We start from the raw sequence: 24,824 nt of genomic DNA on the forward strand, positions 1-24,824 counted from the left end.
CCGCCCCCCCCCCCCCCCCCCCGCCCCCCCGCCGCGCGGGGCCCCGACACCACCCCCCCCCCGCCCCGCCCCCCCCCCGCCGCCCGCGCCGCGCCCATCGCACGCTCGCGCTTCCTGATGATAGCAGTGGCGGTTTTTGCCGGCCTCGGCCTCGCCTGGTGGGCGGCAACGGGGTTGGGGCTGGTAAAGCCGATTTTCCTGCCCTCGCCGGGGAGCGTGGTGACCCAGCTCGGCAAGCTCTCGGGTGACGGCACGCTGTGGCTGGATCTCAGGACCTCAATATACCGTATTTCTGTTGGCTTCCTCATCGCCTCGGCATTGGCGATTCCGATTGGCGTGCTGATCGGCAGCTTCAGGACTTGGGAAGCGGCGATCGAGCCGCTTGTGGATTTCATCCGCTACATGCCGGTGGTCGCTTTCGTGCCCCTCTCCATCCTGTGGTCGGGGACCGGCGATGCCCAGAAGTTCCTGATCATCTTCATCGGCACCTTCTTCCAGCAGGTGCTGATGATCATGGACAATGTGAAGCGGGTTCCCGCTGATTTCATCGGCCTTGGCAGGACGCTCGGCCTGCCGGATCGCAGGATCCTGACGCGCATCGTGGTTCCCAGCGCCTTGCCAGGCATCTGGGATACGTTGCGCATCAGTCTCGGCTGGGCATGGACCTGGCTGGTGTTGGCGGAACTTGTCGCGGCGACATCAGGGCTCGGCTACCGCATCACCGTGTCCCAGCGTTATTTCCAGACCAACACCATCATCGGCTACATCTTGCTGCTGGGCGTGCTTGGCCTCATCACCGACCAGGTCATGAAGGCACTGGGAAAAGTGCTGTTCCGGCAGGAGGGCCACGTGCAATGAGGCCGGGCCGATGAGTTTGCCCAAATTGCGGATCGAGGGTCTCCACAAGAGCTTCGGCACGGGCGCGCGGCGCACGGAAGTGCTGCGCGATATCAATCTCGATCTTGCCGACAACGAGTTCGTCTCGCTGGTGGGCACGTCGGGTTGCGGCAAGAGCACGCTGCTGTCGATCGTTGCCGGACTGCAGGATTTCGACGCGGGAGATCTTGCCATCGATGGCGCGCCGATCCTGCAGCCGGGCCTCGACCGCGGCGTCGTCTTCCAGTCCTACACCCTGCTTCCCTGGCTGACGGCGCAGCAGAACATCGAGTTCGCCCTCAAGGCCGCGGGTCATGATCGCGCGACCTGCCGCAGGATAGCACGCGAGCATCTCGATCTGGTCAAGCTCCCTCACAGCGCCAATCGTTATCCGTCTGAGCTTTCGGGCGGCATGAAGCAACGGGTGGCCATAGCGCGTGCTCTTTCCTATCGACCCAAAATGCTTCTGATGGACGAGCCCTTTGGCGCGCTCGATGCCTTGACCAGGCATCAGATGCAGGAACTCCTGACGCAGATCTGGGAGGAGCACAGGCTCACCGTGCTCTTCGTCACCCATGATGTGGAAGAAGCCGTCTACCTGTCGGACCGCATCGTCGTGATGGGGATCGGCCCAGGACGCATCATGCAGACCTTCAATGTCGACATCGAGCGCCCGCGCCGGGAAGAGGTCATGGAAACCCCGGCCTTCATGGATTTGCAGCGCAGCGTGCACAAGGCGATCCGCGAGGCCTCAAAACGTCCCGAAATGGTTTAGGCGGGCCACTCAATTACTTACAATCGGCGACCAGCGTTGCGCCCAATCTCGATATCGCGCCATCGCGATTCCTGACCAGGGGAGCCGCGATCGGCGGCTTCTCCTCAACCTCGAAAAAAATTTGCAGGACAATGTCGATTTCCTAAACTCCGTTCGTCGTTTCGATGCCGGGCCGGTGAGTCCGGCTCAACAAGGAGACAGACGATGCGTGTGATGGTGCTCGTGAAGGCTACCGAGGACAGCGAAAAGGGCTTTGTCCCCACGCCCGAGGCGAAGGAGGCGATGGAGGCGATGGGCAGGTTTAACGACGAGCTGCGCAATGCCGGCATCTTGCTCGACGCCGATGGCCTCAAGCCCTCCTCGCAGGGCAAGCGCGTTGCCTTCGATGGCCCCCGCCGGACGGTCATCGACGGGCCTTTCGCCGAGACCCGCGAACTGGTCGCCGGCTTTTGGCTCTGGGAAGTCAAGGACATGGACGAGGCGGTCGCCTGGGTGAAGCGCTGCCCCAATCCCATGCCGGGACCGAGCGAGATTGAAATCCGGCCGCTGTACGAGATGGCTGATTGGCAATGGGAATCTGACGCCGGAGGTCACGGAAATCCATGACCGGACGCGCGAGAAGCTCAGCGGCAACTGAACCTGTCGGCCGCAACCTGCTTTGCCTTCGTTATGGCTTTGGCCGATAAGGCAGCATGACGGCAGGCGAGACGCAGCAGGCGATCGAGGCGATTTTTCGCATTGAACGGGCCCGGCTCATCGCGGGCCTGGCCCGCCTCGTGCGCAATGTCGATCTTGCAGAGGAACTGGTGCAGGACGCCCTCGTCATAGCCCTATCCGAATGGTCCATGACCGGCGTTCCGGCCAATCCTGGCGCTTGGCTGATGACAGTCGCCAAACACCGCGCCATCGATGCGATCCGTCGCGACAAGATGCGCGAGCGCAAGCATGAGGAGATCGCGCGGGAGCTGGACGGCGAGTGCGACGATACGGCCGAGGGAAACGAAATGGCCATGAACAACGATCTTGGCGACGAACTGCTGGGCCTCATCTTCACAGCCTGCCACCCCATACTTTCGGCCGACGCCCGCGCGGCCCTCACGCTGCGTGTCATCGGCGGCCTGACGACGGACGAGATCGCCCGTGCTTTCCTGTCGAGCGAGGTGACGATCGCCCAGCGCATCGTCCGCGCAAAGCGGACGATCGGAAAGGCCAGGCTCAGCTTCGAGGTGCCGCGCGGCGCCGAGCGTGCGGCGCGTCTGTCCTCGGTGCTGGAGGTCATCTATCTCATCTTCAATGAAGGCTATGCCGCCACGGCAGGCGACGACCTTGTCCGGCCGAGCCTGTGCCTGGAGGCACAACGGCTCGGCCGCATGCTGGCGGGGTTGATGGCCGAGGATGCCGAGGTGTTCGGCCTGCTGGCTCTGATGGAAATCCAGGCATCGCGCCTGCCGGCACGCATCGGGCCGGACGGCGCCCTCTTGACCCTGACCGAGCAAAACCGCGCGCGCTGGGACCAGCTGCTGATCCGCCGAGGCCTTGACGCGCTGGCCCGTACCGAAGCCCTTGGGGGCGATGGCCCCTATGTGTTGCAGGCCGCGCTTGCAGCCTGTCACGCGCGGGCGCGCAGTCCGGCCGACACCGACTGGCCCCGCATCGCAGCGCTCTACGACCGGCTGCGTGCAGTGATGCCCTCGCCGGTGGTCGATCTCAATCGAGCGGTCGCCCACAGCATGGCCTTCGGGCCCGAAGCGGGCCTGCGGCTGGTAGACGAGATTGCCGACGCCGCCGCCTTGCGCAATTATGCGCCATTGCCGGCGGCGAGAGGCGATTTTCTGTTTCGGGCCGGCCGGCTGGCCGAGGCCCGCGCCGAATTCGAGGCTGCGGCCAAGCTCACCCGCAACGTGCGCGAAGCGGCCTTTCTCCTCGCCCGCGCAGACGCTTGTGGTTGACAGCATCGCTCTCCGTGCCCGACGCGCCGCTCGGCAACATCGAAAGCCGCCAGTTCGCTCCCGGCCAGCCCCCTTCAATGAGCGTGATCAGCTCGCAACGCGAAAGGGATTAACGATGCGCAAGCCTTCGTCGAGCGCCATTCCGTGCTGCATGTCCTCTGACCAGAGTGTATCGCAGCCAGCGTGAACCGCCGCGGAGGCGATCATCGCTTCATAGGTGGAAAGGCCGTACCGCTCGGCGAGCCTCAATCCTGTTTCGTGGGTCTCGTGCGTGAGCGGATGAACCGTCAACAGGCCGCGCAGCGTGGTCAGCAGCGCATGCGTGTCGTCCCATGACATTTGCATCTTCCGACGCGCGACATTGGTGAGTTCATTGAGAACCTGCACGCTGATCGCCCCGCCATCGGCGATGACCGCCTCGGCCCGATCCGCCTTCGCCGTGTCGTCTGACGCGATATAAAGAAGGACATTGGTATCGAAAAAACTAGCGGGCATTTGCCTCGTCCCGATCGAATTTGAAGTCAGCGGGAAGCCGACCGCGGAAGGCGCGGAGACGCTTCAGCAACTCCTCACGCCCGGGCTTCCGCGCGACGCCAAGCTGGCGGGCGTCAGCGACATGGATTTCGATCTCATCGCCTTCCCTGAGTTCAAGCGCTTCGACCACAGCGGCGGGAAGGCGGACCGCAAGACTGTTTCCCCATTTGGCGACCTGCATGCCACTTCCTCGCTTAGATATACGCTGGAAGCAATGTATATCCACAAGTCGTGAAGGTCAAGAATTGCAGCCAATAGGTGTGTTCATTTTGGAGGAGAGGGCCTCGATCATGCCATCAACTGCGTCGGCACGCCGACAATCGGTCCTGCCTCGGCGAGCCGCTGGTCGAGGGTCCACACCGTGGCGCCATGCTCCGATGCCGTCGCGAGGTGCAGGGCGTCGCCAGCACGAAGCCCGAGGATATGCTGATCGGCGAATTTCGCGGCGACCCGAAAATGCCCGCCCGTCACCGGCAGCACGGTGAAGCTCTCAGCGACAAGCTTATTGAACATCGCGAGCGCTGCCGCGCGTTGATCCAGGTCGATCTGTCCGGTCCGAAGCTTGACCGCCATGGCGGAGGACATCTCGGTGATGGTCCAGTCGCTGATCACAAGTTGCGCAGGGTCCTGCTCCGCCAGCCAGCCCTGAACGCGCGCGGTCACGGCTTCGTTGGATAGCGCCGCGATGATCAGCGAAGTATCGAGATAGGACGTCAATAGCGATCGCCATCTCGCATCGATCGCACCAGATCGGGGGCAGCCTGAGCCTGCAGAGACATGGTTGCGGTCAGGGATTGGAGCAGGACGGCGTCGATCCGTTTGCGAGGGCGGGCCACGGCCGTGAGCCTGGCGACCGGCTTGCCACGCCGGGTTATGTCGATCGAGTCTCCAGCTTCAACCCGGTCGACGAGCTCACTCAGATGTGCCTTGGCGTCCGCCAGATTGACTGCATCCATGTCACGCTCCTGACCATGTAGATGGTCATGTAGCGCATAACGCGTGACAATTCCAGTGCAGAGCACGGGGAATAAGCAACTGGCTGCGTGAGCGAAGCAGGTGACCTGCAACGAGAATTATGCCGCTTCCCGCTTGACTCACACATATCCCGGCGGTTATACATCGATCAATAGCCGAAGAGTTATCGATCCCAATGCCAAACGCTCACGATGTACTCTTCAGAACGCTTGCCGATCCGACTCGGCGCGCTATTTTTGAGCGGCTGTGTCGCGAAGGAGAGCAGACGGTCGGGGCTCTGACGGCTCAGGCCGGAATTTCGCAACCGGCCGTGTCAAAACATCTCGGCGTTTTGAGGCAGGCCGGGCTCGTGCGCGACCGCCATGCAGGGCGACAGACCCATTATAGCGCGCAGCTTGCTGCGCTTGCCCCCCTGATCGACTGGACAAGCCAGATGACCGGGTTCTGGCAGAGCCGGTTCGACGACCTCGAAGACCTGCTCAAAAGGATGGACCAGTGAACCGAACGTCGACCGAAACGCTCTCCGTCGTTGTCGAACGGGAAATCGCTTATCCGCCCGAGAAGATCTGGCGCGCGCTCACGCAACCACACTTGATCGAGGAGTGGCTCATGAAAAATGACTTCAAACCTGTCGCGGACCACCGTTTCAATCTTCACGCAGACTGGGGCGTTGTCGAATGTCAGGTGCAGACGGTCGAGCCGAACAGAACACTGACTTACACGTGGGATACCAAGGATCTCAAGAGTGTCGTCTCCTGGACCCTCACCCCCACGAGCACCGGAGCCCGCTTGCGCATGGAACAGTCGGGCTTCCGGCCGGATCAGCAGCCTTACTTCCGGGGTGCCAAAATCGGCTGGCCGAGGTTCTTTGACGATCTGGAGCAGGTTCTGGCGCGGACGGACTGAGATCCGCTGGGCTATCCAGGCAAGGGCTCTGTTACAGAGCGACATCACGAGGCGATAATGGAGGCAAGCCAATGAAGATCAAGTTGGCCAAAGTATACGTGGACGACCAGGAAAAGGCACTGGGCTTTTACACCGAAACGCTCGGCTTTACCAAGAAGGCCGATTTCAGCAATGGGCCGTTTCGCTGGCTGACCGTCGCATCACCCGACGAGCCGGACAGTGCCGAGCTGCAACTCGCGCTCAATGACAACCCCGCTGCAAAGACCTACCAGCAAGCCATTTTCCAGCAGGGCCAGCCCGCGGTCATGTTCTTCACCGATAACGTCAAGGGCGACTACGAGCGCATCAAAGCGCGCGGCGCCGAGTTCACGATGCCGCCGACCGAAGTGACCGGCTCGACCATCGCCCAGCTGAACGACAACTGCGGCAATCTCGTTCAAATCACCCAACTGGCGCGCTGGTAAAGCATGCGTTCAGTGGCGTGGCTGCCCGGCGGGAGTCGCCAAACGGGCTGCCCGATCCGCTTCGGTTCGTCTTCAGAGGAGGTCTCAATGGATTGGAACAAATGGGTTCGGCAGATCCACCGCTGGCTATCGATTATCTTTGCGACGGTCGTCGCCGCCATCTTCATCAGCCTGGGAGTAGGCAAGGAACCCGCCTACTGGGTATACCTCTTGCCGCTGTTTCCACTCGGCTTGCTCCTGCTTACCGGGCTGTACATGTTCGTGCTGCCTTACGCTCCCAAGTGGCGCAACGCAGGGGGCACCGGCGCATTGGAGTGAACGCATGGCCGACAAGACGTCCATCAAGTCAGCGGCGGTCGCGAAGAAGCCCGCCGCCAAGCCTGCAGCCGCCAAGCCGGTCCTCCTCGCAGGCGGCAACCCGCAGATCCCGAAGGGTGATGGTGACGCTCCCGTGCAGGCCTACATCGCGGCCATGCCGGGCTGGAAACGCGACGTCGGCCGCCGCCTCGACGCACTCATCGAGCGCAACGTTCCCAACCTGCGCAAGGCCGTCAAATGGAACTCGCCCTTCTATGGCGTAGAGGGTCAAGGCTGGTTCCTCAACTTCCATTGCTTCACAAAGTACATCAAGCTGGCTTTCTTCCGCGGCACGTCGCTGCATCCTGTCCCTCCAGGCGAGTCCAAGCACAAGGACGTGCGCTACCTCGACATCCGCGAGGACGACCAGCTCGACGAAGCTCAACTCACCGGCTGGGTAAAGCAAGCCAGCCAGTTGCCTGGCGAGCGAATGTGAGTGGAATGCGAGTCATTCCCGCAAACCCGGTGCCGACTAGCGGTATTCATGTGACGGGCGAGCGGCAACAACCCTAGGGAAAGCGACAATGATGATGAAGAGTGGCTCTATGGAAGGAAATGCAGAGAGCTCTCCCTCTCAGCTGATAGATGCGAGGATCAGTGAGCTGGGCGATTGGCGAGGCAAGACGCTTTCCCATGTCCGCGCTCTCGTCAAGCAGGCTGACCCGGAAGTCGTCGAGGAGTGGAAGTGGCGAGGCGTTCCGGTGTGGTCGCACGCCGGAATAATCTGCACCGGCGAGACCTACAAGAACGTCGTGAAGGTGACCTTCGCAAAGGGCGCCGCCCTGCAGGATCCTTCAGGCCTGTTCAACTCCAGCCTCGAAGGCAACACCAGGCGCGCCATCGATATCCGTGAGGGCGAAGACATAGATGAGAATGCGTTCAAGGCGCTGATACGCGCCGCTGCCGCCCTGAACACGGCCCGATAGTCAGCTCCGGCCGATATGGTCGGCTAGCGGGCCGAGAGCGGCGAGCAAAGCTTCGCCGGTGGCTTGCGTCGCGTTCTCATGGGGCGCGCGCAGGTTCAGCCAGCGTCTGTCGCCGGACCGTACCGCCAGCACTGCCTTCATCGCGGAGATGAGGCCGGCGTCCTGGATGATTTTGCGGAACGCGTTGATGGCGGCATCCGCGTCAGTAATGTCCTCTCCCGCCAGCGCTGCGTCGTAGAGGGCCCGGATCGCTGCGGCATTCAGATTGACCGTCGCCGAGATGCACCCCGCAGCACCGTTGGCGAGGCCTTTCGTCAGCTGTGCTTCCGAGCTCGGGAACACCGCGACCCCTGGAGCTGCCGCAATGACCGCCACGGTGTTGTTCCAATCGCCGGCGCTGTCCTTGTAAGCCACCACGACATCCGGAAACGCTTGGCTCAAGCGGGCGGTCAGCGCCGGGCTCACCGGTACGCCGGAATTCTGCGGGATGTGGTAGAGGATCATCCTCATCGCCGGGTTCGCCACCCGTTCGATCAGCTCGCCATAGTAGCGGGCCTGTCCGTTGTCGCCGGCGGCCGTATAGAAGAACGACGGCAGCACCATCACCCCGGCACAGCCGAGCCCGACGGCATGCGCCGTCAGCTCGACGGTCTCGGCAAGTGCCGTGACACCGGTGCCGGGCATCAGATGGCTTGGCGAAATGCCGGCCTCGACCAGCCACTCCAGCGCTTGCATGCGCTCGCGCAACGAGACGGACAACGCCTCGCCCGTGGTGCCGAACGGCGACAGGAAATGCGCTCCCTGATCCAGCACCCACTTGGCGTGTGATATCCAGAGGTCGCGGGCAATGCGGCCGTCGTTTTCGAACGGCGTCAGGATCGGTGCGATGGTTCCTTGTGGGCGGATCATGTGCGTCCTTCTACGGGTGAAAATCTGTTCTGTGCTCAAAGCCGGCATCAGAAATGTCGAGCAAGCTACATGAAGCAGTGTTGCTGAGTACCGGCCGTTCGACCTCGAAATCAAGCGGCTCGCGCATAGGCGCGCGATTGTGATCGGGCGGCGGTTCTGAGGCTCTCGAGGTATATCCTTGTCACGGGACAACCTCGTCCGGCCGAAAGGGGGGTGACAAACGAGTTCTGCTGTTTCATCAATGCCGCCTTTTGAGGAGAAGCCCATGCGCAGCATCGGCGTCGGCATTATCGGCTGCGGCAACATTTCGGATGCCTATCTGAAGGCATCGCCACAATTCCCGGTGCTCGACATTGTCGGCGTCGCCGACGTCAACCGGACGGCGGCCGAGGCCAAGGCAGCGACCTACGGCCTGGCTGCCATGCCGGTCGACGCGCTGTTGGCCGATCCGCGCGTCGAGATCGTGCTCAACCTGACGACGCCGCAGCATCATGTGCCGGTCGGCCTGCAGGCTGTCGGGCAACGCAAGCACGTCTATTCCGAGAAGCCGCTGGCAACGACGCTCAGCGACGCCGAGCGGCTGGTCGCGGCCGCGCGCGAAAAGGGCGTGCGCGTCGGCTGTGCACCCGACACCTTTCTTGGCGGCTCCCACCAAACGGCGCGGCGGCTGGTCGATAAGGATACGGTCGGGACCATTGTCGCCGGCTCTGCCTTCATGCAGGTGCCCGGCCACGAGCTCTGGCATCCCAATCCGGATTTCTACTATCAGCCCGGCGGCGGGCCGATGCTCGACATGGGACCGTACTACCTGACCTGCCTGGTCAATCTCCTGGGTCCGGTAAAATCCGTGACCGGGCAGGCGAAGTCATCCTACGCCACCCGCACCATCGGTTCTGGACCGCGCCAGGGCGAGACCATCCGGGTCGAGGTGCCGACCCATATTTCCGGCCTGCTCGCATTCGAGAATGGCGCCGCGGTCTCGATCACCACCAGCTTCGACGTCTGGAAGCATGAACACAATCACATCGAACTTTACGGAACGACGGGCTCGATGATCGTCTCCGATCCCAACCAGTTCCAGGGCGACATCAGGACCAGCCAGCGCAAGGGCGACTGGACGGTGGCCGATCAGATCCATTCCTATGGCGACGGCAATTACCGGGGCCTCGGCCTTGCCGACATGGCGCAGGCGATCGTCTCGGGCAGGCAACACCGCGCCAGTCTCGACCTTTCCCTCCATGTCCTGGAAATCATGGAATCGATCATCTCTTCAGCAGACGTAGGGCAGCGTATCGATCTCAGATATGGCTGCGCCCGGCCGGCGCCGATGCGCGCCGATCTGCCTTTCGGAATTCTGGAATAGGGAACAATGCGATGAGCAAGACGGCACTGATTTTCTGGGGCGGCTGGGAAGGTCACACCCCGGCTCGAAGCGCCGAAATCGTCAAGGAGATGCTGGCCGGCAACGGCTTCGACGTGCAGCTGGAGCAGGGGACTTCGGCGCTTGCCGATCCGCAGCTGAGCAAGCTCGATCTCATCGTCCCGGTGATCACGATGTCGACGATCGAAAAGCCGGAGCTGCAAAACCTGACCAGCGCCGTCGGGGCCGGCACCGGCCTTGCGGGCTTTCACGGCACGATGTGCGACAGCTTCCGAAATGAGCCGGAATACCAGTTCATGACCGGCGGCCAGTGGGTCGCCCATCCCGGCAACATCATCGACTATCACGTCGATATCACCAGTCCAGACGATCCGGTCATGCAGGGCATCGACGGCTTCGCCTACCGTTCAGAGCAGTATTACATGCATGTCGATCCGACCAACGAGGTGCTGGCGACGACTACTTTCACCGGCGAGCATCTCGATTTCATCGCCGGCGTCGTCATGCCGGTCGTCTGGAAGCGCCGCTACGGCAAGGGCCGCGTCTTCTACAGCGCGCTCGGCCACACCGCCGACGAGTTCGCCGTGCCGCAAATGCGCACGATGTTCGAACGCGGCGCGATTTGGGCCAGCCGAAACTCGGACCTTGCATAGCCGTTCAATCTGAACGCCACGTACCGTTGTAATCTCTCATAGGGCGGCCGCCCGAACGCGGACACAGGACCGGCTGCGGCAAGCAATTGCCTGCCATGGTAGTATCCAATATATCAGCGGTTCTCATCGAGAAATTCCGCAGCTGGAGGTCGAATGGAGCAGACGTGGCGATGGTTTGGCCCGAGCGACGCGGCAACGCTTGCTCATGCCAGGCAGGCCGGCGCGACCGGCATCGTGACGGCACTGCACGACATCCCTTGCGGCGAAGTCTGGCCGATCGACGCCATCAGGCAGCGCCAGGCGCTTATCGAGGCGGATCCGGCGATGGGCCTGAAATGGAGCGTCGTCGAGAGCGTGCCCGTGCACGAGGACATCAAGCTCGGCCGCGGCGATCTCGACCGGCTCTACGACAATTTCAGGCAGACCTTACGCAATCTCGGCGCCTGCGGTGTGCGCACGGTCCGCTACAACTTCATGCTGATCCTCGACTGGACCCGGACCGACCTGGCTGCGCCCCTGCCGGGCGGCGGACGGGCGCTCCGCATGAACATGCACGAGCTTGCCGCGTTCGATTGCTACATGCTGCAGCGCAAGGGATCGGAGCGCGACTATGCGTCCGATGTTCTCCAGCGGGCGAGCGAATGGTTCGAGACGACGCCGGATACGTCAAAAGAACGTCTCCTCGCCAACATCATGGCCGGCCTGCCGGGCGCCTTCAAGCGCTACGACATAGCAGAATTGCGCGAAGTGGTGGCCGAGCAGTCGGGCCTGTCGCACGACCGGCTGCGCGAGAATCTCGTCCGTTTTCTCGAAAACGTGCTGCCGGCGGCCGAAGAGGCGGGCGTCACGTTGGCGATCCACCCGGACGATCCGCCGCGCGATCTCGTCGGCCTGTGCCGGATCGTCAAGAACGCCGACGACATCGCGCTTATCCTGGACGCCGTGCCGTCGGCCCATAGCGGCCTCACCTTGTGCACGGGGTCTCTGGGCGCCAACCCGGCCAATGACGTGCCCGCCATCGCCAAGCGCTTTGCGCACAAGATAAACTTCGTGCATCTGCGCAACGTCAGCAAGGACCCGGACGGTTCGTTCATGGAATCCGAGCATCTGCGCGGCGATCTCGACATGGTGTCGGTGGTTTCGATCTTGCTCGACGAGCAGCAACGCCGCCGCGACGCCGGCGAACCGACGGCGCTGCTGCCGTTTCGCCCGGATCATGGCCACGAGCTGATCGATGACGCTGCGCGGCACACCCATCCCGGCTACCCCGTAATCGGCCGTCTTCGCGGCCTTGCCGAATTGAGAGGCGTGATGACCGCGATTGCCCATCAGCGCGGCTACCGGCTGCAATGACAGCGCCCCGCCTGCTCTGCGTGGGCGCGCTCACCTACGACACGATCTTGCGCCTCGATGTACTGCCCTCCGGCGCCGGCAAGTTCCTGCCAAGCGAGGCCGTGCAGATCGCGGCCGGTATGGCGGCAACCGCCGCCGCGTCAGCCAGCCGCCAGGGCGGGCAGGTCTGGCTATGGGCAAGCGTCGGCGACGATGCTGTCGGCCGCGATGTCATCGGCCAGATGGAGGCGGAGCGGGTCGACTGTTCGTTGGTGCGCAGGGTTGAAGGTGGCCGCTCGGCCATTGCCACGATCCTGGTCGATGCCGCCGGCGAGCGTATGATTGTGCCCTTCTACGATGCCGTCACGCAAGCCGATCCTGACCTTCTTCCGCCCGCGGATTTTTCCCGCTTCGACGCCGTGCTGGTTGATGTCCGCTGGCCCGGAGCCGCGGCCCTGGCGCTGGCGAAGGCTCGCGAGTGCGGCATCCCGGCGATCCTTGACGCCGATGTCGCGTCGCGACCGGTGCTCGACCGGCTACTGCCGCTCGCCTCGCATGTCGTTGCTTCGCTGCCGGCGGCACGCATCCTTTGCGGTCCAGAGGTTTCCGCCGGTTCCGCCGTCGCCATTCTCGGCGAACGGACCGGCGCCTTCGTGGCGGTCACCGATGGCGCGAACGGCACCGTGTTCCGCTACTCGGGCAGCAATGACGTCCGTCATCTGCCGTCGCCGCGGGTCGAAGCCGTCGACACCCTGGCGGCGGGCGACGTGTTTCACGGCACCTTCGCTCTCGGCCTGGCCGAAGGTTGGGACGAAGAGCGGGCGATAGCAGTGGCCAGCGCCGCCGCCGCGCTAAAGTGCCTGCGCTTTGGCGGACGGCTCGGCGCACCGACGCGCGCGGAAACGCTGGCTTTCATGCAAGGATCGACATGACGCCGAACACGCTTGGGCCGGTTCGGCAAAGAAAGGCACGTCAAGTGGCGCCGATCGACTACCATGGTAGTCACTGCGCAACTGTTCGAGGGAGAATAAATGGCTGAGTTCAAAAAACGCGCACTGGTCACGGGAGCGGCCATGGGCATCGGCCGTGCTGTCGCCGAAAGACTGGCCGGGCAAGGCGTCGACCTGATTCTGTTCGACCGGGCGGGCGATCAGCTGGATGACGTCGCGGCGCAGCTTTCGGCGCGCGGCGTGACCGTGCACACCGTGCTTGGCTCGACCGCCGACACTGAAGCCTGTGGCCGCGCCGTCGAGCTTGCCCGGTCCGCGTTCGGCGGGCTCGACATGCTTTCCCACAATGCCGGCATTCAGCGTTACGGAACGGTGGAGACCACGGACGAGGCGCTTTGGGACGAGGTGATGAACGTCAACCTCAAGGCTGCCTACCTGCTCTCCCGCGCGGCGATGCCGCTGCTGCGGCAAAGCCGCGGCGCCATCGTCCATATGAGCTCGGTGCAGGGTCTGGCCAGCCAGGAAGGGGTTCTGGCCTACAGCACGGCCAAGCACGGCCTGATCGGCCTGGTCAAATCGATGGCGGTCGACTATGCGCCGCTCGGCGTGCGCGTCAATGCCGTGGCTCCGGGCGCGGTCGACACGCCGATGCTGCGGGATGCGGTTAAGCTCAACGATAAGCCCGACGAGATCCTGCGCATCCTCGACAACATGCATCCGCTCGGCCGTACCGCCCAGCCGCAAGAGATTGCCGCAGTCGTCGCCTTCCTGCTGTCCGACGATGCCTCCTTCGTCACCGGCGAGGTCGTACGCGTCGATGGCGGCCTGCTGGCGCGCATCGGCGGTTCTCCGCGCAAGGAATAACGTCGGCGCTGCTGCTTGCGCAGGCATTTCATGAACGGCTTGAAGCTGCAGAGCCTATAAGGGGTCGCCGATGGCACGGCTTTTGGGAACGCGGACCATCACCGAGGGGCGGCTCGACGAAACCACCCCCGGCGCTTCAGTCGCGGCTAGGACGTTCGAGGTTTTGCTCGACCAGATCCTGACCTTCCGTCTGAAGCCGCACGAGTTGATTTCTGAAAAGGCGATGTCGGAAGCCCTCGGCGTGAGCCGCACGCCGGTCAGGGAGGCCCTCGCCCGGTTGGCCGGTCTTGGCTTGATCGACATTTATCCGCAGCGCGGCAGCATGGTGGCGCCGCTCCGGATTGCCGATCTCGAGAAATCGCAGTTTCTGCGCGAAGCGCTCGAAGTCGGCCTGATCAAGCGCGCGGTCGAGAGCCCGCGCCGTGCCGACCTGCTTGCCGTGCTCAAAGGCGAACTGGCCGTCCAGGAGACGTTCGCCTCCATCGCGGACGACAGGCGCTTCTTCAAGTCGGACGAGCTGTTCCACCAGCACATCGCGAGTCATGCCGGGTTTCCCGGAATCTGGGCCGACATCAGCGCGGCGAAGCTGCACATGGACCGCTTCCGCTTCCTGTCTTTTCCGCGCCTCGACAGCGTGTCGGTAGTCCTCGGCCAGCATCGGCGGATTGTCGATGCGCTTGAGCAGGCCGACGCGTTTGCGGCGGAAGAGGCGATGCGAACGCATCTTCGCCGCATCTTCGAGGTGCTCGAAATCGTCCAGGAGCGCTATCCCTATTATTTCGAGGCAAACGGCAGTGTGAGCCCGCTTTCGGCCGGCTCAATCCAAGCCTGAGCCTTTCTTGCGCGCTTCCGAAGGTGTCTTGGTCTTGCTGCCGGATTTGTCGCAAGCTGGCTCGGCTTTGCGATTTTGACCCTCACCGCCTTGCTCCTTGCGGAGCTGCTTTTCCACTATCGATCGCGATCCTTCCGCCGGGTCTTGTTCAGGATGAGTATCGGTTCCCGTCATGTCGGTTCCTATCCATTTTGATCAATTGCGTGCGGCGTGGGCTGACCTCCGCCGCCGGTTCTGTCGCGCCCGATCATCAGCCAGGCGGCGAACAGCACGACCAGTACGACCACGATCCAGGCGACGAAACGAGGCATCGGCCTCATGTCCCTCGCCGCCGCTTGCTGCCGCGTGCCTCCGGATCGGAGCCGGCCTCGACCGTTGGATCGGGCACGACCGGGCCGCGTTCGGCCTCGGAACCCTCAGCTTCGATCTCCTGCACGGCCTGAGCCCAATGCTCGCGCTCGCGTCCTTGCGGACGGCCTTCGCGCTCCCAGATCTCATGGGCTCGCTGCCTGATACGCTCTTCCCTGTCCATGGCCTTTGCCTCCTCATCCCCTAATCCGGCGATCGCTGGTTTGTTCCGCGGTGCCAGCGCCGTTCATCGCGGTTCAGTTGACCTGATCACCCAGCGCTCTAGATCAAACTTCGCGCCGAAGTCGCCTGGTGCCGGGGAGAACAATCGTGTGGCAGCAACGCTACAAGCACGTATTGTAAATGCCGTTACAGCCGTCGGTTCTCGACCAGACCGCCTGCGCTTGCTGCTGATAATATTTGTAGTGACGGCATGCTCGCCTTCCGGCCAGGTCGAGCAGCAGTCGAAAACCGCGGCTTCCGCCACACAGACCGCATCGCTGGTCCTGGAGAGCTGGATCGCTGGGGAAGCCCCGTCGGAATACACGTCGCGCACTTTGCAATCGGCCGGCAAGGCGCTCGCCGATGCCGGTGCGCAAATCCAGTCCGGCAAGTCGCCTGAGTCCAGCGGCCAAGCCGGTCTGAAGATGGCGGTTGGACGGCTTTCGGCAGCGGTAATTCGCGCGGCGACGGCCGTGCAGAACGGCAACCGCTCGGAAGTGGAACACGCGCAGCAGGATCTGCGGGCCGCCGCCGCCGACCTGAGCACGTCCTACGCGAAATATTTCGCGCCGAAATCATGAAGAAGCTGCTCGAAATATCGCTCGGCGTCGTCACCAGCGTTGGCGGCTTTCTTGAGGTCGGATCAATGGCGACCGCCGCCCAGGCCGGCGCGGCGTTCAGGTTTCAGCTGATATGGGCCGTCGTCCTGGGCACGATCTGCATCATCTTCCTGGTCGAAATGGCCGGACGCTTCGCCGCAGTTAGTCATCACACCATCGCCGACGGGATCCGGGAACGGTTTGGCTTCAACGCCTTTCTGTGGCCGTTGCTCGCCACTTTGCTGGTTAACTTCCTGGTCATGGCAGCCGAAATCGGCGGTGTTGCCATTGCGCTCGAGCTCGCCACCGGCATCGGCTTTCAGTGGTGGGCGCTGCCGGTCGCTTTTCTGGCATGGCTGTTCCTTTGGAAAGGCACGTTCGGACTCATCGAAAAAGGCGTCGCGATCCTCGGGCTGGTCACGCTGTGCTTCGTGGTTGGCGCCGTCATGCTGAAGCCCGATTGGGGGCAGGTCGCGGCCGGGGCCGTGCCAACACTGCCGGATCACGACGCGGCCAACTACTGGTTCATGGCGGTCAGCATTCTTGGTGCGTCGATCTCGCCCTATCTGTTCATGTTCTATTCGTCGGGAGCGATCGAGGACGAGTGGGACAAGAGCTATCTCGGAGCCAATCGGGCGATTGCCGGCCTGGGCATGAGTTTTGGCGGCACAATCGCTATGGGTGTGCTGATTGTGGCGGCGCTCGTTCTGGCAGCACACGGCATAGTGCAGGTCGACGACTACCACCAACTGCCGCTGATGCTGATCCAGATCTTCGGTTTCTGGGGATTTGTCCTGTTCGTTGCGTCACTAGGCATTGCCTGTTTCGGCGCCGCGCTCGAAATCGGCCTGCAGCAAGCCTACCTTGTGGCGCAGGGTTTCGGCTGGACCTGGGGCGAGAACCTGAAACCGCGCGACGACCCGGGCTTCAGCGCCGTGTATACGGTCTCGCTGTTTCTCGCCGCCATTCCGATCGCACTGGGTCTCGATCCGCTGAAGCTCACCATCTTCTCCATGGCGCTGACGGCCGCCAGCCTGCCGCTAACCGTGGTGCCGTTCCTCTTCCTGCTGAACGACGAGCGTTATGTCGGCGAGCACCGCAATGGCATGATAGCGAATGCCGCGGTCATCTTCATCATCGCGCTCGGTTTCGTGCTCGCGATCGTGACCATTCCTTTGCAGATATTCGGAGGCACGTGATGGATTTGCTGCGCGACATCCTGGACAAGCAAGTGGTCGACCGCGAGCAGGTCAAGATCGGCAAGGTTGACGGGCTGGTGGCCGAACTCAGGCCAGGCAAGCCGGCAAAAATCATTGCGGTCGAGCTCGGCTCGATCACGCTGGCGCGCCGGCTTGGCCAGCGGCCCGGGCGCTGGATGGCGCGGCTTGCGGCAAGGCTCGGCGGCAAGCGCCATGCCGAGCCGCACCGCATCGCCTGGAACAAGCTGCGCGACATCGGCGTCGACATCGAGTTCGATATCGACGTCCGCGAAACGGCGATTTTCGACTGGCAGGACTGGCTGCGCGACCGTGTCATTGGGCGTATCCCGGGAGCTGGATGATGGCTACTATCAATCTCGAGCAATTGGCTGGCAGGAATGTGCTTTCGCAGCGCGGCAAAAGCATCGGTCATATCGAGGAGATACGCGCAGAATCGGATGGCGACGACCTGGTGATTGCCGAGTACCATGTCGGCATCTACGCGGCCTTCGAGCGTCTGTCCGCTTCGGCCATCGGCATTGCGGTCCTCAATGTCTTTCGACTGCGCAGTCGCGAAAGCATGTACCGCATCGCTTGGGACAAGCTCGACATCTCCGATCCGGCGCGGCCGCGGTTGTTATGCACGACGGAAGAACTTTCCGGTATGAAGGGGAGTATCGAGGGCGATAAACCGGAATGAACGATACTTTCCCGCCGTCGGAGAATGGGGTCCAGTGAAAGTCCTGGTTACCGGCGCCACCGGCCTAATCGGTGCCTCCGTCGTGGCACGCCTTCTTTCCGAAGGACATGAGGTGATCGGATTGGTCCGCAGCCCCGGCGCAAACCGGACCGGCAATTATCAATTGCTGGTGCTGGACATGGCGGTGGCGCTGCAGCCCGAAGACTGGCTACCGCATCTCAGGGGCATAGACGCCGTCGTCAATTGTGCCGGCGTTCTGCAGGATAGCCCTCGTGAAAAGACGCGCGAAGTCCATCGCGAGGCGGCGGCAGCACTCTTCCTCGCCTGTGCGCGGGCAGGGGTTGCCCGGGTGATCCACTTCTCGGCAATCGGCGTCGATCGGGCGCAGCCTTCGGCATTCTCGGCGACGAAGCTGGCTGGCGACCAAGCGCTTATGGCGCTTGATCTGGATTGGGTGATCCTGCGCCCGTCCGTGGTGCTCGGCCGGCCGGTGTTTGGGGCCAGCGCATTGTTTAGGGGTCTCGCCTCGCTGCCGGTGCTGCCGTCCATGCCCGGCACCGGCCGGCTCCAAGTGGTGCAGCTCGACGACGTGGTCTCAACCGTCGTCTTCCTTCTCGATCCCGCCAGTCCGTCTCGCATCGTGCTGGAACTTGTCGGTCCCGAACAGCTGAGCACGGACGAGGTCGTCGGCAGCTATCGCCGATGGCTCGGCTGGGCTCCTGCAGCCAGGTTTGTCTTGCCGGCGGCTGTTGCAAGGCTTCTCTACCGCCTCGGCGACCTTGCCGCGATGTTCGGCTGGCGTCCACCGATGCGCACCAACGCGGCCAGAGAGATTGCCCGAGGAGCGGTTGGAGATCCCTCGGACTGGACCGCCACGACCGGCATACGCCCGCAAACCCTGGCGGGCTTCCTCGCGCTCAATCCGGCAACGGTGCAGGAAAAATGGTTTGCCCGGCTGTATTTCATCAAGCCTGCGATCTTCGTCGTCCTGCCCTTCTTGTGGATCGTGACGGGAATTGTGTCGCTGACCACCGGCTACGGCAGCGGCGTCGATCTGATGCAAGGCACTGGGGCGGGCATCTTGTCGGCGCCGATCGTGATAGCCGGTGCTCTTGCCGACATCGCCGTCGGCGCGCTCCTAGCCTGGCGGCCGGCGGCGCGAAAAGGCCTCTATGGCGGCATCGCGCTCTCGCTCTTCTACCTGGTCGTCGGAAGCTTTCTGAGCCCCGAGCTGTGGAACGACCCGCTTGGGCCGTTCCTCAAGGTGTTGCCGATCCTGGTGCTGCACTTTGTGGCCTTGGCAGTGCTGGAGGAGCGTTGATGCTCTATTTCCTGCTGAAATTTCTGCATGTCATCGGCGCATCCGTGCTGCTTGGTACCGGCGCCGGTATCGCTTTCTTCATGTTGCTCGCCCACAGGACCGGCAATGCCGCGACGGTTGCGGCGGTGGCGCGTGTCGTCGTCGTCGCCGACTTCCTTTTCACCGCGACGGCCGTGGTCGCGCAACCTTTGACCGGAGCCGCGCTCGCCTGGCAGGCCGGCTACTCGCTGTCGGAGGGCTGGATCGTACTTTCGATCGCGCTCTATATCTTCACCGGAATGTTCTGGCTCCCGGTCGTCTGGATGCAAATGGAGATGCGCAAGCTGGCATCGCAAGCCGCCGCTGCAGGCGCGCCGTTGCCGCCGCGCTATCATCGGCTCTTCTGGCTGTGGTTCGCCTTCGGCTTCCCCGCCTTCGCTGCCGTACTCGGGATTTTCTGGCTGATGATCGCGCGGCCTGCGATCGAGTGGTAGGTCGCAGGCAGGTCCCACTGCGATAATGCCCAGTCAAAGCACTACGGAAAGATTCCGGCCCATGCAGCGCCATGTGCCGGAGCGGACCTGCGCCTCGACCTGTAAGTCGCACCGGAGTCCGGTCTCGTATCATTTCCAACCGCGCGCTCACCGCCATCGGCACAGGACAACATCCCGTCTTGAGGCTGGTTAGGCTTCGCTTACCAAAAAAGATGACGCCTGAGGGGAACACGGGAAGCACAGGCAAGTTCGGTGCGCAGTGGAGGAGATTGCGCCATGAACAGCGTTATTTATCTCATCGGCCTCGTCGTCGTCGTGCTTGCGATCCTCTCCTTCCTCGGATTCCACTAGGAGACACCATGCAGGACCAGGACGATCAGGGCCGTCAGACGGCCGATTTCGAGACAGCCAGAAGCGAGCTTTCGGAAAGACTACAGCGAGAAAAGCAGACCGCGACGGAAGCGCTCCACGATGCGCGTGACGAGATCACCAGGAAAGCCGGAGACTCCGCATCGGAAGCAAAGCAAGCATTGTTCAACAAGGCGGAGGGAACGCAGCGCGACGTGAGCGCCAATCTGAAGGCCTTCAGCGGCGCATTGCGCGCGGCAAGCGAGCATCTTGCCAATAGTGATCAACGGACCGCTTCGAAATTCGCCCTTGACGCCGCAGGCGGGCTCGAGCGGCTTTCCTCGTCCCTGAAGGATAAACCGTTCGACGAGGTGCTTGGCGAAATTCAGTCGTTCGGCCGCGAAAACTCGGGGGCGCTGATCGCCGGTTCGGTATTGGCAGGCCTGGCGCTGGGGCGGTTCATCAAGAGCTCGCCGCCCTCTGCCCAAGCCGGAGCACCGCGCCGGTCGGGAGCAGGCCGGGCGCCCGAGACCGGTCCTAGCTCGAATGAGTTCGGAGGGCGATCGGCAGAGGCAGTGGAGCCGGCCCCGCTAGTATCCGATCAGTCCGGCGATGACTGGGCCAATGCAAGCCTGGAGCAAAACCCATGACTGACAATCAGGACACTCGCAGCCTGACAACCCTTGTCAGCGATCTGGCACAGCAGGTCACAACACTGCTTCAAACCGAAAGCAGGCTGTTGCGGGCTGAAATGTCGGAAAAGGTAAGCAAGGCCGGCGCCGGCGCCGTGGAGGTAATGGGAGGCGCCATTTGCCTGCTCGCCGCCCTGATAGTGCTTTTGCAGGCGCTGGTGATTGCCTTGGCGAGCGCCGGGCTGGGAGCCGGATGGTCCTCGCTGCTCGTCGGCGTCGTGGTGGCAGTACTGGGCGTCATACTCTTGCGCTCCGGCAAGGCAAGCATGGCTCCCTCAGAGTTGACCCCCGACCGGACACAAGACCAACTTAAACGCGACGCACGCGTGATCAAGGAACAGATAAGATGACCGACAAATCCGCAGCCGAGTTGGAACGCGATGCTGATATTGCTCGCGCCAGAGTGGCAGATACCGCAGACTCGATCCGCAGCAAGATGACACCGGGCCAACTGATCGACGAATTCACCGGGATGTTCAGCGGCGAGGGATCCGCCATGCTCAGCAATCTTAAGACTCAGGTCAGGGACAATCCGTTGCCGCTTACATTGGTCGGCGCGGGCCTGGCCTGGCTGATGCTTGGCAAGGGCACGTCGGTAGACAGTTCAGCACTTGGTGCCTATTCGACCAGCAGGGAACCTGACGGCAGCCGAACCTTCTCTGACCAGCGGAGCTTGGGCGGGGCCTGGCAGGACTCAAGCGGCGATGAGTACGGTGCCGAGAGCGAAGATTCCGCCGGCTCCATGCTCTCCGATGCCGCTCGTTCGGTTGCTTCCGTGGCAGGCGGTGGGACTGAGGCTGTCGCAGACGTTGCGAGCGGCGCCAAAGAAAGATTAAGAAGCACGGCCGGGCAGTTCGGCTCGAGCGCCAACGATATGGCGGGGCGGGTGCGGCAGTCGACGCGGGACCTGTTCCAGCGCGAACCTCTGGCAATGGCCGCGGTGGGCCTTGCCGTGGGCACCGCCATCGGCGTGATGCTGCCTCACACCGCCGCGGAAGACGAACAACTCGGCCCCTACCGCGACAAGCTTCGTGACAGTGCCGAGGAGCTCTTTGAAGAAGGCGTGGAACAAGCCAAGCAGGTCGCCGCCGAAGCATATGAGACTGTAAAGGAAGAGGCTGACCGACAGGGTTCCAGCAGCGACGCCGAGACCTTGGTCGACCGCGTCAAGAAAGTCGTGAAAAAGACGGCAAGCAAAACTGAGGAAGCGATTCGCGATCGTTTGCCGGAGACCGACGAGGTTCCTAGTTCGAACGATTCTCCCGAAACAACGTGATAGCGCTGCGGTCGTTCGTGGCGATTCCGACCACGGGCCGCCTCGCGGTTGGCACATCGAAGTCGGCTAGGAGTCCGCAACCTTCCGCAGACAAATATGATCGCGGCGCTCAAGTCATTAGCCGAGGCGCTCCGGTCCGTTCCGATTCTTCGCTCTGAATCCGTTCGGTTCGTCGGGCTGCATGAAGCGTGTCTGGCCAACGGGCCTCAGCAGCACTGTCCATTCTGAAAAAAAACAACCACCCCGTCAATTCGACAGGGGTGGTTGCTAGGAATTCCTCTCGGCCCGCCGGGCGGCCTAACTCTTGGCGGTCTCTCCCGCCTCACGCAGCCTGGCGTATTGCAAGGTGACACCGCGCAGGTTCTGCCTCAACCAGTCGGCCATTTTCTCTTCTTCGCTGAGATTCTGCTGAAGGGAATTGGTTGCCTGACTAAACCCTCCGGCCTCGGCGAGTACGAGCAACGAGTTGTAAGCGGCGATCTCGTAATTTTCGAATGCAAAGTTGGCGAAGCTGTTCTTGAGGATTTCGTCGCCGGCTACGGAATGTCCCATCGCGGCCATGCTGCCGACCATCGACATGGCCGTGTCCTTCAATGTGGAATGGTCCTCACCGAGGCCATCCAGAATGGATTCCAGGCGGGCCATCTGCCCTTCGGTCTCCGTGATATGCTGCTGCAGGCGGTCGGCGACCTGCGGATAGTTCTCGATCCGCTTGACCTGAGGTTTCATGATCGACAGTGCCTGGTTCTCCATGGCGTGGGCGTTGCGCAGCCCGACAATGAAGATCGAGCGGGTTTCGGAATTGACATCAGTATCCATAGGATTTCCTCGCGGTTTGACGTGTAGAACCAAACCGTGGCTATGCCGATTTGTTCCTGGCGAGGTGTTGACTGTCGAGCTTTTACACCTAACCCTGCTCTTCAAGAAGTGCAGCATAAACAGCTCTCACAACCTGCGACAGTACGTCGAAAGCATAGCCGATGTGCAAACGGTCGCACGGCGTATGGTAGTCTCGTTCCCCACCATATTGAGGGTAGGAATGTTGCCCACATCGGCGTGTTGCGGACGACGACGTCGGACCGGACTCGGCCCCCTCGCCAAAGAAGCTCATATCCGAGATGCCCGCGAAACAATCCGCACCAGCAGATTGCCCGGGCCATAGCGGGCGCTCGCGTCGGCCGCGATGTGCGACGCGACCGCGGGCAGCCTCGCCGATGCGGGCCGGTTCCGAAAGGTTCGTCGGCAAGCAAGGCATCGAGCCGAAGGCGGTGACGATTGCCGGTCCGGCAAACCGGCATCGGTAGACTGCCGGCAGTGTTTGATCTCGACTAGGCGAGCAACGATGTCATTTCAGCGAATAGAGGTAGGCAGCGACGTCCCGCGCCTCCTGATCGGAAATTCTGGTCGAAGGCATTGCCGTATGCGGATTGATCTCCCTTGCCGCACGGATCCAGCGGATCAGGTTCTCCGGCCTATTGCGCAAGACGCCGCCGACATAGACCCGGGTGGCCAGGCTTGCGTCGAGGCGTGGACCGACTAACCCTTGCGCGCCGGGAACACCGGTGATGGTGTGGCAACCGGCGCAGCCATTGGCCATCATGATCGGAATGGCGCGGGCGCCGACGCCGCCGGTCGCATTGTCGGCCTTCTGCTCGACCCGACGGCTTTGCTCGAAGTACAACAAAATCCCGGCCAGGGCTGCAACGAGCACGACAATAACCGCAGCGCCGATTACGGCTTTAGACAGCGTGAAGCGCATGCGACGCCTCCCGGTCCTTTCGGCTGCTCGAGCGGATCCACAGGCCGGCCAGCAGCAACGCCGCGCCGCCATAGATCAGGCCGGCCGGAACCCACATGACCAGACCGGCGAGTTGCTGGTCCTCGAGCGGGCTAAGATTCCATAGGTCTGCGCCTGCGCCATTTTCCGGATACCACAGCCTTGGCGAGACCAGGAGCAGCACTCCGAGCAGGCCAGTGTGCAGCGACGTGAAGAAGAGGTGCATGACTGCGCTGCCACAGGCTTGTTCGCGGCCTGAACGCGGCAGCATCACCCACCAGAACAGCAGGCCGGAACCGAAGAAGCTGGCATGTTGCGCGTAATGAAGGACACCCTGTGCAAGCGCCGCCTCGAACAGCGCCGGAATATGCCATGCCCATATGGCGACGCCGTGCAGGACGGTGGCCGTTACAGGGCGGCTGATGGTGGCCCAAACCGCCTGCAGCATCTTCGCGTGCCCGGCTGGGCCAAATGCCAGCCGCAGCTTGATCGGCAATGCCCACATCATCGCCGCCGCCGGCCGGGAGGCGACCAGCAGGGGTGCCGCCACCGCCATCAACAGTTCGTGCTCGATCATGTGGGCGGTGAAGACCCGCTCACCGAATGCGTGGAGCGGGCTGACCAGTGCTGCCGCCAAAATGGCCCAGCCGGTTGCAAACAGCAGGGCTTGCCGCAACCGCAACGGGCGGCTGCGGGCACTCCGCCGCCACAGCCGAAAGGCGCCTGCCGCGTAAAGCAGTGCGACCAAGGTTAGCGGCAGCGTGATCGGCAACGCCAGCGTCCAGCCGGCCTGCGCGGCGCCGGCACCGTAGCAGATCGTGGTAGAGAAGAGCGCGTCGAAGCTCATCGCAGGCAGCCGTCAAGAATGAGCGAGGCGGCGCCTTGCATGACAATTACCAGCGCAAACAGCACCGCGCTGAGAATGCCGATATTGGCGACGAAATCCTCGGTGCCGCGCGTACGATCCGGTTTAAAGGCGGCGCCACCTTGCTGGCGCGCCCGCCACGAAAGCACGCCGCCGAGCAAGGCCAGCACTGTCAGCACCAGCGCAATGACCAGTATGAGGGGAACGCCGTGGGCGCACTGCCACTCCACGAACGCATAGTTCAGCTGCGTCGACACCGCCCAGGCCAAAGGCCCGGACAACAGCCCGCCCCATGATGTGCCCAAGCGAAGCGCACGCATC

The 24,824-nt window shown here is 62.8% G+C and carries 37 protein-coding genes; 25 read left to right on the forward strand and 12 right to left on the reverse strand.

Annotation, left to right across the window (positions count from 1 at the left end):
- Positions 1–117: 117 nt before the first annotated feature.
- From NKI72_RS02565 to NKI72_RS02580, 4 genes are all read left to right on the forward strand, one after another.
- Entirely contained in the window at positions 118–858 is a 741-nt protein-coding gene (locus NKI72_RS02565; protein WP_352457396.1) for an ABC transporter permease, read from the forward strand.
- A gap of 10 nt (positions 859–868) precedes the next feature.
- A complete protein-coding gene (locus tag NKI72_RS02570) occupies positions 869–1,651 on the forward strand; it encodes an ABC transporter ATP-binding protein (RefSeq protein WP_352451005.1) in 783 nt (260 codons plus the stop codon).
- Positions 1,652–1,855: 204 nt separating this feature from the next.
- Entirely contained in the window at positions 1,856–2,257 is a 402-nt protein-coding gene (locus NKI72_RS02575; protein ID WP_051406115.1) for a YciI family protein, read from the forward strand.
- 86 nt (positions 2,258–2,343) lie between these two features.
- The gene (locus NKI72_RS02580) at positions 2,344–3,600 is read left to right on the forward strand and encodes an RNA polymerase sigma factor (RefSeq protein ID WP_352849882.1); all 1,257 of its coding nucleotides are present in this window, start codon (positions 2,344–2,346) and stop codon (positions 3,598–3,600) included.
- An 87-nt stretch (positions 3,601–3,687) separates the two neighbouring features.
- Here NKI72_RS02580 and NKI72_RS02585 read toward each other — a convergent pair whose 3' ends face one another.
- From NKI72_RS02585 to NKI72_RS02600, 4 genes are all read right to left on the reverse strand, one after another.
- Entirely contained in the window at positions 3,688–4,095 is a 408-nt protein-coding gene (locus NKI72_RS02585) for a PIN domain-containing protein (RefSeq protein WP_352502141.1), read from the reverse strand.
- Entirely contained in the window at positions 4,085–4,315 is a 231-nt protein-coding gene (locus NKI72_RS02590) for an AbrB/MazE/SpoVT family DNA-binding domain-containing protein (protein ID WP_023676182.1), read from the reverse strand. The genes NKI72_RS02585 and NKI72_RS02590 overlap by 11 nt, the downstream gene beginning before the upstream one ends.
- A 107-nt stretch (positions 4,316–4,422) precedes the next feature.
- On the reverse strand, positions 4,423–4,851 hold the full coding sequence (locus tag NKI72_RS02595; protein ID WP_352849884.1) for a type II toxin-antitoxin system VapC family toxin: 429 nt from the start codon (positions 4,849–4,851) through the stop codon (positions 4,423–4,425).
- Positions 4,848–5,090 (reverse strand): type II toxin-antitoxin system Phd/YefM family antitoxin, encoded by a 243-nt coding sequence (locus tag NKI72_RS02600; protein WP_352849885.1) that lies wholly within the window; start codon positions 5,088–5,090, stop codon positions 4,848–4,850. The genes NKI72_RS02595 and NKI72_RS02600 overlap by 4 nt, the downstream gene beginning before the upstream one ends.
- A 194-nt stretch (positions 5,091–5,284) precedes the next feature.
- Here NKI72_RS02600 and NKI72_RS02605 point away from each other — a divergent pair, with 194 nt between their 5' ends.
- The 6 genes from NKI72_RS02605 to NKI72_RS02630 all read left to right on the forward strand — a co-directional run bounded on the left by NKI72_RS02605 (position 5,285) and on the right by NKI72_RS02630 (position 7,762).
- Positions 5,285–5,608 carry an ArsR/SmtB family transcription factor gene (locus NKI72_RS02605; protein WP_023716560.1) on the forward strand — a complete coding sequence of 108 codons (324 nt, stop codon included), beginning with the start codon at positions 5,285–5,287 and terminating at the stop codon, positions 5,606–5,608.
- Positions 5,605–6,015 carry an SRPBCC family protein gene (locus NKI72_RS02610; protein WP_352502144.1) on the forward strand — a complete coding sequence of 137 codons (411 nt, stop codon included), beginning with the start codon at positions 5,605–5,607 and terminating at the stop codon, positions 6,013–6,015. The genes NKI72_RS02605 and NKI72_RS02610 overlap by 4 nt, the downstream gene beginning before the upstream one ends.
- Before the next feature lie 71 nt (positions 6,016–6,086).
- Complete coding sequence (locus tag NKI72_RS02615) at positions 6,087–6,479, forward strand: VOC family protein (RefSeq protein WP_352502145.1); 393 nt, start codon at positions 6,087–6,089, stop codon at positions 6,477–6,479.
- A gap of 87 nt (positions 6,480–6,566) precedes the next feature.
- Positions 6,567–6,797: a hypothetical protein gene (locus tag NKI72_RS02620; RefSeq protein WP_352473441.1), complete on the forward strand. Its 231-nt coding sequence runs from the start codon at positions 6,567–6,569 to the stop codon at positions 6,795–6,797.
- Between the two features lie 4 nt (positions 6,798–6,801).
- Positions 6,802–7,272 (forward strand): DUF1801 domain-containing protein, encoded by a 471-nt coding sequence (locus NKI72_RS02625; RefSeq protein WP_352473439.1) that lies wholly within the window; start codon positions 6,802–6,804, stop codon positions 7,270–7,272.
- 91 nt (positions 7,273–7,363) lie between these two features.
- Positions 7,364–7,762 carry a DUF1801 domain-containing protein gene (locus NKI72_RS02630; RefSeq protein ID WP_352502219.1) on the forward strand — a complete coding sequence of 133 codons (399 nt, stop codon included), beginning with the start codon at positions 7,364–7,366 and terminating at the stop codon, positions 7,760–7,762.
- Here the strand turns inward: NKI72_RS02630 and NKI72_RS02635 are convergent, their stop codons facing one another.
- The gene (locus tag NKI72_RS02635) at positions 7,763–8,671 is read right to left on the reverse strand and encodes a dihydrodipicolinate synthase family protein (RefSeq protein ID WP_352502147.1); all 909 of its coding nucleotides are present in this window, start codon (positions 8,669–8,671) and stop codon (positions 7,763–7,765) included.
- 265 nt (positions 8,672–8,936) lie between these two features.
- Between NKI72_RS02635 and NKI72_RS02640 the strand changes: the two genes are divergently transcribed.
- The 6 genes from NKI72_RS02640 to NKI72_RS02665 all read left to right on the forward strand — a co-directional run bounded on the left by NKI72_RS02640 (position 8,937) and on the right by NKI72_RS02665 (position 14,683).
- Complete coding sequence (locus NKI72_RS02640) at positions 8,937–10,034, forward strand: Gfo/Idh/MocA family protein (RefSeq protein WP_352768230.1); 1,098 nt, start codon at positions 8,937–8,939, stop codon at positions 10,032–10,034.
- A gap of 11 nt (positions 10,035–10,045) precedes the next feature.
- Positions 10,046–10,705, forward strand: a complete 660-nt coding sequence (locus NKI72_RS02645; protein WP_352502149.1) for a ThuA domain-containing protein — start codon at positions 10,046–10,048, stop codon at positions 10,703–10,705.
- 153 nt (positions 10,706–10,858) lie between these two features.
- The gene (gene uxuA, locus NKI72_RS02650; protein ID WP_352849886.1) at positions 10,859–12,058 is read left to right on the forward strand and encodes a mannonate dehydratase; all 1,200 of its coding nucleotides are present in this window, start codon (positions 10,859–10,861) and stop codon (positions 12,056–12,058) included.
- On the forward strand, positions 12,055–12,969 hold the full coding sequence (locus NKI72_RS02655; protein WP_352502151.1) for a PfkB family carbohydrate kinase: 915 nt from the start codon (positions 12,055–12,057) through the stop codon (positions 12,967–12,969). The genes uxuA and NKI72_RS02655 overlap by 4 nt, the downstream gene beginning before the upstream one ends.
- A gap of 99 nt (positions 12,970–13,068) precedes the next feature.
- The gene (locus NKI72_RS02660) at positions 13,069–13,851 is read left to right on the forward strand and encodes an SDR family NAD(P)-dependent oxidoreductase (protein WP_352451506.1); all 783 of its coding nucleotides are present in this window, start codon (positions 13,069–13,071) and stop codon (positions 13,849–13,851) included.
- A 70-nt stretch (positions 13,852–13,921) separates the two neighbouring features.
- A complete protein-coding gene (locus NKI72_RS02665; protein ID WP_352502152.1) occupies positions 13,922–14,683 on the forward strand; it encodes a GntR family transcriptional regulator in 762 nt (253 codons plus the stop codon).
- Here the strand turns inward: NKI72_RS02665 and NKI72_RS02670 are convergent.
- From NKI72_RS02670 to NKI72_RS02680, 3 genes are read right to left on the reverse strand one after another with little or no spacing between them, the layout of a single operon-like run.
- Positions 14,669–14,857 carry a hypothetical protein gene (locus NKI72_RS02670; RefSeq protein ID WP_352502153.1) on the reverse strand — a complete coding sequence of 63 codons (189 nt, stop codon included), beginning with the start codon at positions 14,855–14,857 and terminating at the stop codon, positions 14,669–14,671. The genes NKI72_RS02665 and NKI72_RS02670 overlap by 15 nt on opposite strands.
- Before the next feature lie 8 nt (positions 14,858–14,865).
- Positions 14,866–14,994: a hypothetical protein gene (locus NKI72_RS02675; protein WP_280952094.1), complete on the reverse strand. Its 129-nt coding sequence runs from the start codon at positions 14,992–14,994 to the stop codon at positions 14,866–14,868.
- Positions 14,995–14,999: 5 nt separating this feature from the next.
- Positions 15,000–15,215: a DUF2934 domain-containing protein gene (locus NKI72_RS02680; RefSeq protein WP_352502154.1), complete on the reverse strand. Its 216-nt coding sequence runs from the start codon at positions 15,213–15,215 to the stop codon at positions 15,000–15,002.
- Here NKI72_RS02680 and NKI72_RS02685 point away from each other — a divergent pair.
- From NKI72_RS02685 to NKI72_RS02725, 9 genes are all read left to right on the forward strand, one after another.
- Entirely contained in the window at positions 15,214–15,834 is a 621-nt protein-coding gene (locus NKI72_RS02685; RefSeq protein ID WP_352502155.1) for a hypothetical protein, read from the forward strand. The genes NKI72_RS02680 and NKI72_RS02685 overlap by 2 nt on opposite strands.
- Positions 15,831–17,051 (forward strand): NRAMP family divalent metal transporter, encoded by a 1,221-nt coding sequence (locus NKI72_RS02690; protein ID WP_352502156.1) that lies wholly within the window; start codon positions 15,831–15,833, stop codon positions 17,049–17,051. Before NKI72_RS02685 ends, NKI72_RS02690 begins: the two co-directional genes overlap by 4 nt.
- Positions 17,051–17,413, forward strand: coding sequence for a hypothetical protein (locus NKI72_RS02695; RefSeq protein WP_352502157.1), 363 nt, complete (start codon positions 17,051–17,053; stop codon positions 17,411–17,413). The genes NKI72_RS02690 and NKI72_RS02695 overlap by 1 nt, the downstream gene beginning before the upstream one ends.
- Positions 17,413–17,751 carry a hypothetical protein gene (locus tag NKI72_RS02700; RefSeq protein ID WP_352830903.1) on the forward strand — a complete coding sequence of 113 codons (339 nt, stop codon included), beginning with the start codon at positions 17,413–17,415 and terminating at the stop codon, positions 17,749–17,751. The genes NKI72_RS02695 and NKI72_RS02700 overlap by 1 nt, the downstream gene beginning before the upstream one ends.
- Before the next feature lie 34 nt (positions 17,752–17,785).
- Entirely contained in the window at positions 17,786–19,072 is a 1,287-nt protein-coding gene (locus NKI72_RS02705; protein WP_352502159.1) for an SDR family oxidoreductase, read from the forward strand.
- Entirely contained in the window at positions 19,072–19,545 is a 474-nt protein-coding gene (locus NKI72_RS02710; protein ID WP_352473424.1) for a DUF2269 family protein, read from the forward strand. The genes NKI72_RS02705 and NKI72_RS02710 overlap by 1 nt, the downstream gene beginning before the upstream one ends.
- 269 nt (positions 19,546–19,814) lie before the next feature.
- Positions 19,815–20,543, forward strand: coding sequence for a hypothetical protein (locus NKI72_RS02715; RefSeq protein ID WP_352502160.1), 729 nt, complete (start codon positions 19,815–19,817; stop codon positions 20,541–20,543).
- Complete coding sequence (locus NKI72_RS02720) at positions 20,540–20,935, forward strand: phage holin family protein (protein ID WP_352502161.1); 396 nt, start codon at positions 20,540–20,542, stop codon at positions 20,933–20,935. The genes NKI72_RS02715 and NKI72_RS02720 overlap by 4 nt, the downstream gene beginning before the upstream one ends.
- Entirely contained in the window at positions 20,932–21,861 is a 930-nt protein-coding gene (locus NKI72_RS02725; RefSeq protein WP_352502162.1) for a hypothetical protein, read from the forward strand. Before NKI72_RS02720 ends, NKI72_RS02725 begins: the two co-directional genes overlap by 4 nt.
- Before the next feature lie 297 nt (positions 21,862–22,158).
- Here NKI72_RS02725 and NKI72_RS02730 read toward each other — a convergent pair whose 3' ends face one another.
- The 4 genes from NKI72_RS02730 to NKI72_RS02745 form a co-directional block, all read right to left on the reverse strand.
- Positions 22,159–22,680 (reverse strand): ferritin-like domain-containing protein, encoded by a 522-nt coding sequence (locus NKI72_RS02730; protein ID WP_352472854.1) that lies wholly within the window; start codon positions 22,678–22,680, stop codon positions 22,159–22,161.
- 526 nt (positions 22,681–23,206) lie between these two features.
- Complete coding sequence (locus tag NKI72_RS02735; RefSeq protein WP_352472855.1) at positions 23,207–23,620, reverse strand: c-type cytochrome; 414 nt, start codon at positions 23,618–23,620, stop codon at positions 23,207–23,209.
- A complete protein-coding gene (locus NKI72_RS02740) occupies positions 23,601–24,485 on the reverse strand; it encodes a cytochrome c oxidase assembly protein (RefSeq protein ID WP_352830899.1) in 885 nt (294 codons plus the stop codon). Before NKI72_RS02740 ends, NKI72_RS02735 begins: the two co-directional genes overlap by 20 nt.
- Positions 24,482–24,823 (reverse strand): hypothetical protein, encoded by a 342-nt coding sequence (locus NKI72_RS02745; protein ID WP_352472927.1) that lies wholly within the window; start codon positions 24,821–24,823, stop codon positions 24,482–24,484. The genes NKI72_RS02740 and NKI72_RS02745 overlap by 4 nt, the downstream gene beginning before the upstream one ends.
- Position 24,824: the final 1 nt, after the last annotated feature.

The sequence above is a fragment of the Mesorhizobium sp. M0437 genome (assembly GCF_040321335.1).
In the GTDB taxonomy this organism is placed as follows: domain Bacteria; phylum Pseudomonadota; class Alphaproteobacteria; order Rhizobiales; family Rhizobiaceae; genus Mesorhizobium.

Bases quoted from the DNA above. Each gene is read 5' to 3' on its own strand.
- NKI72_RS02565 (WP_352457396.1), top strand. From the start codon at position 118: ATGATAGCAGTGGCGGTTTTTGCCGGCCTCGGCCTCGCCTGGTGGGCG.
- NKI72_RS02570 (WP_352451005.1), top strand. From the start codon at position 869: ATGAGTTTGCCCAAATTGCGGATCGAGGGTCTCCACAAGAGCTTCGGC.
- NKI72_RS02575 (WP_051406115.1), top strand. From the start codon at position 1,856: ATGCGTGTGATGGTGCTCGTGAAGGCTACCGAGGACAGCGAAAAGGGC.
- NKI72_RS02580 (WP_352849882.1), top strand. From the start codon at position 2,344: ATGACGGCAGGCGAGACGCAGCAGGCGATCGAGGCGATTTTTCGCATT.
- NKI72_RS02585 (WP_352502141.1), bottom strand. From the start codon at position 4,095: ATGCCCGCTAGTTTTTTCGATACCAATGTCCTTCTTTATATCGCGTCA.
- NKI72_RS02590 (WP_023676182.1), bottom strand. From the start codon at position 4,315: ATGCAGGTCGCCAAATGGGGAAACAGTCTTGCGGTCCGCCTTCCCGCC.
- NKI72_RS02600 (WP_352849885.1), bottom strand. From the start codon at position 5,090: ATGGATGCAGTCAATCTGGCGGACGCCAAGGCACATCTGAGTGAGCTC.
- NKI72_RS02605 (WP_023716560.1), top strand. From the start codon at position 5,285: ATGCCAAACGCTCACGATGTACTCTTCAGAACGCTTGCCGATCCGACT.
- NKI72_RS02615 (WP_352502145.1), top strand. From the start codon at position 6,087: ATGAAGATCAAGTTGGCCAAAGTATACGTGGACGACCAGGAAAAGGCA.
- NKI72_RS02620 (WP_352473441.1), top strand. From the start codon at position 6,567: ATGGATTGGAACAAATGGGTTCGGCAGATCCACCGCTGGCTATCGATT.
- NKI72_RS02625 (WP_352473439.1), top strand. From the start codon at position 6,802: ATGGCCGACAAGACGTCCATCAAGTCAGCGGCGGTCGCGAAGAAGCCC.
- NKI72_RS02630 (WP_352502219.1), top strand. From the start codon at position 7,364: ATGATGAAGAGTGGCTCTATGGAAGGAAATGCAGAGAGCTCTCCCTCT.
- NKI72_RS02635 (WP_352502147.1), bottom strand. From the start codon at position 8,671: ATGATCCGCCCACAAGGAACCATCGCACCGATCCTGACGCCGTTCGAA.
- NKI72_RS02640 (WP_352768230.1), top strand. From the start codon at position 8,937: ATGCGCAGCATCGGCGTCGGCATTATCGGCTGCGGCAACATTTCGGAT.
- NKI72_RS02645 (WP_352502149.1), top strand. From the start codon at position 10,046: ATGAGCAAGACGGCACTGATTTTCTGGGGCGGCTGGGAAGGTCACACC.
- uxuA (WP_352849886.1), top strand. From the start codon at position 10,859: ATGGAGCAGACGTGGCGATGGTTTGGCCCGAGCGACGCGGCAACGCTT.
- NKI72_RS02655 (WP_352502151.1), top strand. From the start codon at position 12,055: ATGACAGCGCCCCGCCTGCTCTGCGTGGGCGCGCTCACCTACGACACG.
- NKI72_RS02660 (WP_352451506.1), top strand. From the start codon at position 13,069: ATGGCTGAGTTCAAAAAACGCGCACTGGTCACGGGAGCGGCCATGGGC.
- NKI72_RS02665 (WP_352502152.1), top strand. From the start codon at position 13,922: ATGGCACGGCTTTTGGGAACGCGGACCATCACCGAGGGGCGGCTCGAC.
- NKI72_RS02670 (WP_352502153.1), bottom strand. From the start codon at position 14,857: ATGACGGGAACCGATACTCATCCTGAACAAGACCCGGCGGAAGGATCG.
- NKI72_RS02675 (WP_280952094.1), bottom strand. From the start codon at position 14,994: ATGCCTCGTTTCGTCGCCTGGATCGTGGTCGTACTGGTCGTGCTGTTC.
- NKI72_RS02685 (WP_352502155.1), top strand. From the start codon at position 15,214: ATGGCCTTTGCCTCCTCATCCCCTAATCCGGCGATCGCTGGTTTGTTC.
- NKI72_RS02680 (WP_352502154.1), bottom strand. From the start codon at position 15,215: ATGGACAGGGAAGAGCGTATCAGGCAGCGAGCCCATGAGATCTGGGAG.
- NKI72_RS02690 (WP_352502156.1), top strand. From the start codon at position 15,831: ATGAAGAAGCTGCTCGAAATATCGCTCGGCGTCGTCACCAGCGTTGGC.
- NKI72_RS02695 (WP_352502157.1), top strand. From the start codon at position 17,051: ATGGATTTGCTGCGCGACATCCTGGACAAGCAAGTGGTCGACCGCGAG.
- NKI72_RS02700 (WP_352830903.1), top strand. From the start codon at position 17,413: ATGGCTACTATCAATCTCGAGCAATTGGCTGGCAGGAATGTGCTTTCG.
- NKI72_RS02710 (WP_352473424.1), top strand. From the start codon at position 19,072: ATGCTCTATTTCCTGCTGAAATTTCTGCATGTCATCGGCGCATCCGTG.
- NKI72_RS02720 (WP_352502161.1), top strand. From the start codon at position 20,540: ATGACTGACAATCAGGACACTCGCAGCCTGACAACCCTTGTCAGCGAT.
- NKI72_RS02725 (WP_352502162.1), top strand. From the start codon at position 20,932: ATGACCGACAAATCCGCAGCCGAGTTGGAACGCGATGCTGATATTGCT.
- NKI72_RS02730 (WP_352472854.1), bottom strand. From the start codon at position 22,680: ATGGATACTGATGTCAATTCCGAAACCCGCTCGATCTTCATTGTCGGG.
- NKI72_RS02735 (WP_352472855.1), bottom strand. From the start codon at position 23,620: ATGCGCTTCACGCTGTCTAAAGCCGTAATCGGCGCTGCGGTTATTGTC.
- NKI72_RS02740 (WP_352830899.1), bottom strand. From the start codon at position 24,485: ATGAGCTTCGACGCGCTCTTCTCTACCACGATCTGCTACGGTGCCGGC.
- NKI72_RS02745 (WP_352472927.1), bottom strand. From the start codon at position 24,823: ATGCGTGCGCTTCGCTTGGGCACATCATGGGGCGGGCTGTTGTCCGGG.